The following is a 6,482-nucleotide window of genomic DNA, read 5'->3' on the forward strand; positions in this document are numbered from 1 at the left end:
CCCGAGGTTCGGATCAGGCCGCGATCTGGTCGCCGGGCGCCCAGGTTCCGTGGAATCCGGCGGGCACGCGGACGGGCAGGGGGATGCGCGCGATGGGTCCCTTGTCGAAGTTCTGGGCGTGCAGGACCTGAACCTCTGAGGTCCCGTCCGGCGCGGTGGCGAAGACAATGACATAGCCGTCGTCTTCGGACGTCGACCCGATGCGCGGAGCGAAGGCGGGTTCCGATCCGCCGACGCCTGCAGCAAATTTGTATTCCTGCGCCTGGCCCGTGCCGAGGTCGTATTTCAGCAGGCCGTCGAACCGCTGCAACTCCTCGGGGGCCATCGACACATGGTAGGACCATTTCGACTTCGCGCCGGTGTAGTCGAGGTTGATGACGGGGAACTCGCCGATGCGGTCGTCGAGCTGGCGCTTCTTGACCTCGCCGGTGACCATGTTCATCCGCCACTCGACCGGCACGGCGTTCAGCGCCAGGACATTGACCATCGAGGCGTATGGCCCATAGGCCGGGTTGGGCGGGAAGCCGTTGGGCTGCATCATGCAGGCGGTCATGACCACCTCGTCGCCGTCCTCCCAGGCGTTGGCGACGTGATAGATATAGCAGGTCTCGGTCTCGAACCATTTGATCTGGCTGCCCGGGCCGTTGCGGGGCGCGACGCCGAACCGGGCCGGCTGATCGGCCACCTTGATCTGCCACATGTGATTGCGCAGTCCGCCCTCGGTGAAGACTACCGGCAGGTCGTGCAGGATGACGTAGTTCTCGGTCAGCCCCATATCGTGTGGCAGGCGCGGACCGGGCAGGTCGACGCGCTGGAAATTCGTGAGGACGTTGTTCCGGTCAACCACGCCATAGGTCATCCACGGCTCGGTCAGGGAATAGTCGAAGAAGCAGAACTCGCCCGTGCGCGGATCGACCTTGCCGTGGGCCGAGACATGCCGGGGCAGGGCGCCGCCGAAAGTCTCGTTGCCCAGCGTCTCCAGCGTGCGCGCATCGACCCGCACCGGCTTGCCGGAGATGTACCAAAGCGCCATCAGCGAGCCGTTGTGAAACACCAGATCGGTGTTGGCCGTGTCCTTGTAGACCAGCTCACCGCGCGTCGAATCGGGACGCGACTTCGACGACGGCATCAGGACGCCGCCGGCGCCGATGGCCTTGCCGGCCATCTCGGCGCGATAGTCGTCGGTCCCGATATAGCGGTTGCGATACTCGGCCTTTCCGTTCTCGAAATAGACGGCGTGGATCATGCCGTCGCCGTCGAACCAGTGGTGCATCCCCTCGGGCGCCTCATGCGGATTCGGGCCGTTGCGGACGAAGGACCCGTGCAGGTCTTTCGGGATTTCGCCGATAACGCTCAGCTCCAGGACCGTCGTCTCGGCGGCCACGGGCTCATAGAGGCCCTGCAGATAGGGGTTCAGTGTGTTCAGGCCGGTCAGTTCGCCGGTCGAAATCCTGCGGGCTACGGCGGCGTCGTCGGCCATGGCTCAAGCTCCATCTATCCAGAAAGGCAGGTTATCCGCCGCGGTATCTTAACGCAAGTCAGGTCTCACGCTCTGGGAGGCATGGCGGCCAGGAAACTCCTCGAAGGACGTGTTGCCGTCGTGGGGGCGCGTCCAGTCCTGCGCCGACATCAGCGCCTCGCGGACGGCGTCGAACCGCTCCAGCGGGATGTCCGGGTCGCGCCCGAAGTCCAGTCCCGGCCCCTCGATCCGGAAGGCGGGCCGCACTCTCCCGGCGCCGGCGACCAGCGTCTCTCCGTTCAACGGACAACCCTCGCTGACCAGCCAACTGACGACCGGGGCGACCAGTTCGGCGGGCATGGCGGCGGCGGTGTCGTCATCGACGTATTTCTCGGTCATCCCGGTCAGGGCGTAGGGGGCCACCGCATTGGCGTGGACGCCCTTCGACGCTCCCTCCAGGGCGATGACCTGCATCAGGCCGATCACCGCCGCCTTCGATGCCGAATAGGCCGCCATCCCGTGAACCCCGTGCAGGCCCGCCGCCGAGGTCGTCATCACGATCCGCCCCGCCCCCTGTTCGCGCATGTGCCGATAGATCGGCAGGGTGGCGGTCAGGGTGCCGAAGAAGTTGATGTCGAACACGCCGCGCACCTGATCAACGCTCTGTTTGTGCAGGCTCATCGCCTCGGGCACCCCCGCGTTGTTGATCAGGCCGTCGATGCGGCCGAACGCCTCCAGCGCCGCCGCCAGCAGCCGGTCTCCGGCGCCGTCCTGTTCTACGGCGAGGGCGCAGGCCACGGCCTTGCCGCCCGCCTGGCGGATGCGACCGGCCACCGCATCAGCCGAGGCCGGCTGCCCCTCGGCTTTCGGACGGGTGTTGACCACCACGCTCGCACCGCGTTTGGCCAGATCCAGCGCATAGGCGAGGCCCAGCCCGCGCCCGGCCCCCGTGACGACGACAACACGGTTATCCAGCGATCGGTCGGTCATGCACGCTCCTCGCCCCACACTTGCGTAAAAGGACTTGCAAATATGGTCTGTTGGCGCAAGCCTCTCGGCAGAGCTTCCGGCAAACAGGAAGCCAATCATGGGAACGGGACCGCCAACATGAAGACCACCATCAGGAAAACCGCGTCCGCCGCCGTGCTGATCCTGGCAGCCGGCCTGGCCACGCCGACCTTCGCCCAGAGCGCTGGAACGCCGGCGCCACAGGACGATACCGCCTCGCTCGACGACATCATCGTCACCGCCCAGCGTCGCGAACAGTCACTTCAGGACGTGCCAATCGCCATCACGGCCTTCAACGCCGAGACGCTGGAGCGTACCGCGGCGACGGGCATCCAGGACGTGGCGTCCAAGGCGCCGGGCGTGACCCTGACCCAGTTCAACATCGGCGAACCGCAGCTCTACATCCGGGGCGTCGGCACCACGAGCGATTCGGCCGCCAGCGACCCGTCCATCGGCGTTTCCATCGACGAAGTCTCCATCGGTCGTGCCGGCGCCAGTTCGCTGGCCTTCCTCGATGTCGAGCGCGTCGAGATTCTGCGCGGACCCCAAGGCACCCTCTACGGCCGCAATGCCTCGGGCGGCGCGCTGAACGTCTATACCCGCAAACCCCAGCTCGAAGACACGACGATGGCGCTGCTACGCTACGGCAGCTTCAACGAATGGGGCGGGGAAGCCGTCATCAATCGCATGATGGGCGAGAATTCGGCGGCTCGTGTGGCCGTGCGCGTCAACTCCAACGACGGTTATGCCGAGAATGTGCCCTCCGGACGGGGTCTGGAAGGCGGGAGCCAGTTCGGTGCGCGCGTGTCGCTAATGACCGGGGCCGGGCCCTGGACGCTGACGGGATCGGTCGATGTTTCTCGCGACCGCATGGACGGCCACGCCCGTATCCCGGTCACCGCGTCGGGCACTGCGCCGGCCTTCGTCACCCTGATCAACGGCCTGCGCGCCGGGCTGGACGTGCGCCAGAGTTACTCGTCGCCGGACAACTACCAGGACCGCGACAACTGGGGCGCCACGGTGCGCGCCGAGTATGCGGCCGAGGCGTTCGACGTCGTCTCGCTGACCTCCTATCGCGACAACGAATACAGCTGGCGCGATAATCTGGGCGGTCTGCCGTTCCCCAACTTCCCCCTGATGGTCGACGACCGGGCAACGGAGGACGCCAGCCAGTTCAGCCAGGAGTTCCGCCTGGTTTCCAAGCCGGACTCGGCGATCAGCTGGGTCGCGGGCGTCTACTATTTCACCGAGGATGTGGACCGCTCGGAGCGCTTCATCGTCCAGGCCGCCCTGCCGATCGCTCCCCCGTCGTTCGGTGGCGACACCACCTTCAACCAGACGGCGGCGAACTCGAGCTATGCCGCCTTCGGTCAGGCGACCATTCCCTTTGCCAATATCTGGGAACTGACCCTCGGCGCCCGTTGGACGCATGACGAGCGCGAGATTCATCAGGTCGCCCTGGACAACGACCTGGGCCTGAACCCGCCCGTAGGCATCCCCCTGGGTCCGACGGGTTCCCCCTACAACATTCGGGCCGAGGCCAGCTTCGAGGAACCGACCTGGAAGCTCGCCCTGGCCGTCGAGCCGTTCGACAATGTGCGGCTCTATGCCTCCTACGACCGGGGTTACAAGGCCGGGTCTTTCCCTTCGACCGCCCAGACTGGCGTCCAGGCCGGCAGGCCGCTGCGTTCGGAACTGCTCGACAACTACGAGCTCGGTCTCAAATCGACTGTGATGGACGGCCGGCTGCGGTTCAACGCCGCCGCCTTCAAGCTCGAGTACGACGATCTGCAGGTCTATGAGCTGCTGGGCTTGAACCTGGTCACGTCCAACGCCCAGGCCGAGGTCAACGGCTTCGAGATCGAGAGCGCCTTCGCCGTCTCGCACAACATCACGATCGGGGGGTCCTACACTTCGCTGGACGCCAAATACACGTCGAACGCCGTTTCGGGCGCGTCCATCCTGCCCTACAACGGGCTGACGCTGCCGCGATCGCCGGACAGCCAGTACACCCTCTACGCCGACGGCGAGTGGGACATGTGGGGCGGCGAACTGGCGGCTCGCGTCGACTATCAGTGGACGGACGACATCTTCTTCGACCCGTCCAACAACCCCGAGGTCCGCTCGCCGGCCCACAGCCTGGTCAGCGCCTACGCCTCCTGGGAAGCCGCGAACGGGGTGAAGATCGCCGTCTACGGCAAGAACCTGGGCGACACCGAATACCAGCAGCACATCATCAAGAATGTGGGCGTGGGCTTCAGCGTCTTCGGCCCGCCGCGCAGCTACGGCATCGCTGTCAGCCGCAGCTTCTGAGAATGGTCAGGCGGCGCTGGTTTCGACCGGCGCCGCCGCCTCCACCTCCCAGCGGATGGCGCGCGGATTGATCTTCCTGCCCGTCGCCAGATCGCAGACCACCGCCGAGATCGGCTCGCTCGTCTCGGTCTCGACCAGCCGCAGCGGGGACCCGTTCGGGCACAGCCAGCGCTCCGACCAGCCATGCATGGCCATGATCATCGGATAGAGATCGCGGCCGGCCTCAGTCAGGCGGTATTCGAACCGTGGCGGCGCCTTCTGGTAGAGTCGCTTCTCCAGCACCCCCTGCAGCACCATGGTCTTCAGCCGGTCCGCCAGGATGTTGGTCGCCACGCCCAGCGCCTCGTGGATCTCATCGAACCGACGCAGGCGGAAGAAGGCCGCCGCCAACACGGCCCAGCTCCAGTAGTCGCCCATGATGTCGGTCGAGCGATCGATGATGGCTCTGTCCGTCTCGATCGGCTGGGTCCGGCGCCGACGCGAGGTCGGGGGCGCGATCGGTGTCAGGCCCTCGCCCGCCTCCCAGCGCACGTGATGCATCTCGATGGGGCGGCCGCCCTCGTGGTCGAAGATCGCGGGTTCGACCCGCGCTCCGGTTTCCCGGTCGTAGAAGGCCATGGCGTAGCGTTCCTGAAGCGGCGAACGCGCCCATTTCCGCTCCCACTGACCCTGCATCACGGCGACCCCGAACATGTCGAGGCCCATCTCGGTCAGCCGGTATTCCATGCGCGTCGCCGACCCCCTGGCCTCGCGCTGCTCCAGGAGCCCTGCCGCTGTAAGCCGGTTCAGCCGATCGGTCAGAACGCTCCGCGGCATACCCAGTCGGTCCCGCCACTGCGAGAAGCGACGCGCTCCATAGAAGGCCTCGCGCAGGATCAGCTGGGTCCAGGCGTCGCCCGTCACGGCGAAGGCACGGGCCACGGGGTTGCCCATGATCAGGTCGCGGGTGGAGGGAGGCGTCACGCGAAATCGTCTTTGTCTTCGGCCCGATCTGCGCCGGGCCGAGTCGATCCTAGCACCAGATTGAGCCGTGCGTCGCCCGCGCGGATAAATCGCGATTTGCAAGTGACGTTGCCAGGCCTCTGATCGTGTCATGACGGACGCGCTCTCCGCGATCGACCTGACCGCCCCCCCCCCCCCCCTTGCCTTGACGCGCGGTCAGACACGGATGTCGAAGGTATGGCGACTGGGTCGGCGGATCGCGGCATCATGGCTGACGGCCCGCGGCGGATCGACAGGACGATCGGTGGGCGTGCTTTGATGCGACGCCACGCGACCCGTCATTTGGGAGAGTTGAAGAGCCCAGGCATAGGCAGCGGAATTCGATGATGCGCCGACCCTCATCGCAACCCTCCTTCACATGGCACCAGGTCGAACGACGCCGGATCAACGTCGAGGAGCGTGCAAAGCCGCAAGATCACCGCCCGCTCCTCAGCGTCAAAGCCGCCGTCGGCCTCGGCGACCGTGCAGGCCGTTTGTATCAAGGCGCGAGAGGGGCCGGACTGGCCTCGCAGGCGTGAGACGGCCACCTCCGCCGTCGCCTCTCCATCGTCCGGATCCCGATCGAAGCGCAGGTTCAGCGCCTCGAACAGGACGAGCACGTCGTCGACGCCAAAGAAGGCGATGGTGGGAGAGTTGCGCATTCGATCGATCATGCTCTTGCGTTCGTCCGGCGTGACCCAGCCGTCGGCCTGGGCGACCA

The 6,482-nt window shown here is 66.2% G+C and carries 5 protein-coding genes; 1 reads left to right on the top strand and 4 read right to left on the bottom strand.

Annotation, left to right across the window (positions count from 1 at the left end; all coding sequences use genetic code 11):
* Nucleotides 1–13: 13 nt before the first annotated feature.
* Nucleotides 14–1,480, bottom strand: a complete 1,467-nt coding sequence (locus RMO01_RS11805; RefSeq protein ID WP_309629256.1) for a carotenoid oxygenase family protein — start codon at nucleotides 1,478–1,480, stop codon at nucleotides 14–16.
* A 48-nt stretch (nucleotides 1,481–1,528) separates the two neighbouring features.
* Nucleotides 1,529–2,449, bottom strand: coding sequence for an SDR family NAD(P)-dependent oxidoreductase (locus tag RMO01_RS11810; RefSeq protein WP_309629257.1), 921 nt, complete (start codon nucleotides 2,447–2,449; stop codon nucleotides 1,529–1,531).
* 117 nt (nucleotides 2,450–2,566) lie between these two features.
* Between RMO01_RS11810 and RMO01_RS11815 the strand changes: the two genes are divergently transcribed.
* On the top strand, nucleotides 2,567–4,780 hold the full coding sequence (locus RMO01_RS11815; RefSeq protein WP_309629258.1) for a TonB-dependent receptor: 2,214 nt from the start codon (nucleotides 2,567–2,569) through the stop codon (nucleotides 4,778–4,780).
* 6 nt (nucleotides 4,781–4,786) lie between these two features.
* Here RMO01_RS11815 and RMO01_RS11820 read toward each other — a convergent pair whose 3' ends face one another.
* Nucleotides 4,787–5,743, bottom strand: a complete 957-nt coding sequence (locus RMO01_RS11820) for a helix-turn-helix domain-containing protein (protein WP_309629259.1) — start codon at nucleotides 5,741–5,743, stop codon at nucleotides 4,787–4,789.
* 377 nt (nucleotides 5,744–6,120) lie between these two features.
* Nucleotides 6,121–6,482, bottom strand: a 362-nt coding sequence (locus tag RMO01_RS11825; RefSeq protein WP_309629260.1) for a TerB family tellurite resistance protein, incomplete at its 5' end; no start/stop codon positions are given.

Source organism: Brevundimonas sp., from assembly GCF_031412435.1.
Taxonomy (GTDB): Bacteria; Pseudomonadota; Alphaproteobacteria; order Caulobacterales; family Caulobacteraceae; genus Brevundimonas.

Coding starts and splice junctions, on each gene's coding strand:
- RMO01_RS11805 (WP_309629256.1), bottom strand. CDS start 1,480: ATGGCCGACGACGCCGCCGTAGCCCGCAGGATTTCGACCGGCGAACTG.
- RMO01_RS11810 (WP_309629257.1), bottom strand. CDS start 2,449: ATGACCGACCGATCGCTGGATAACCGTGTTGTCGTCGTCACGGGGGCC.
- RMO01_RS11815 (WP_309629258.1), top strand. CDS start 2,567: ATGAAGACCACCATCAGGAAAACCGCGTCCGCCGCCGTGCTGATCCTG.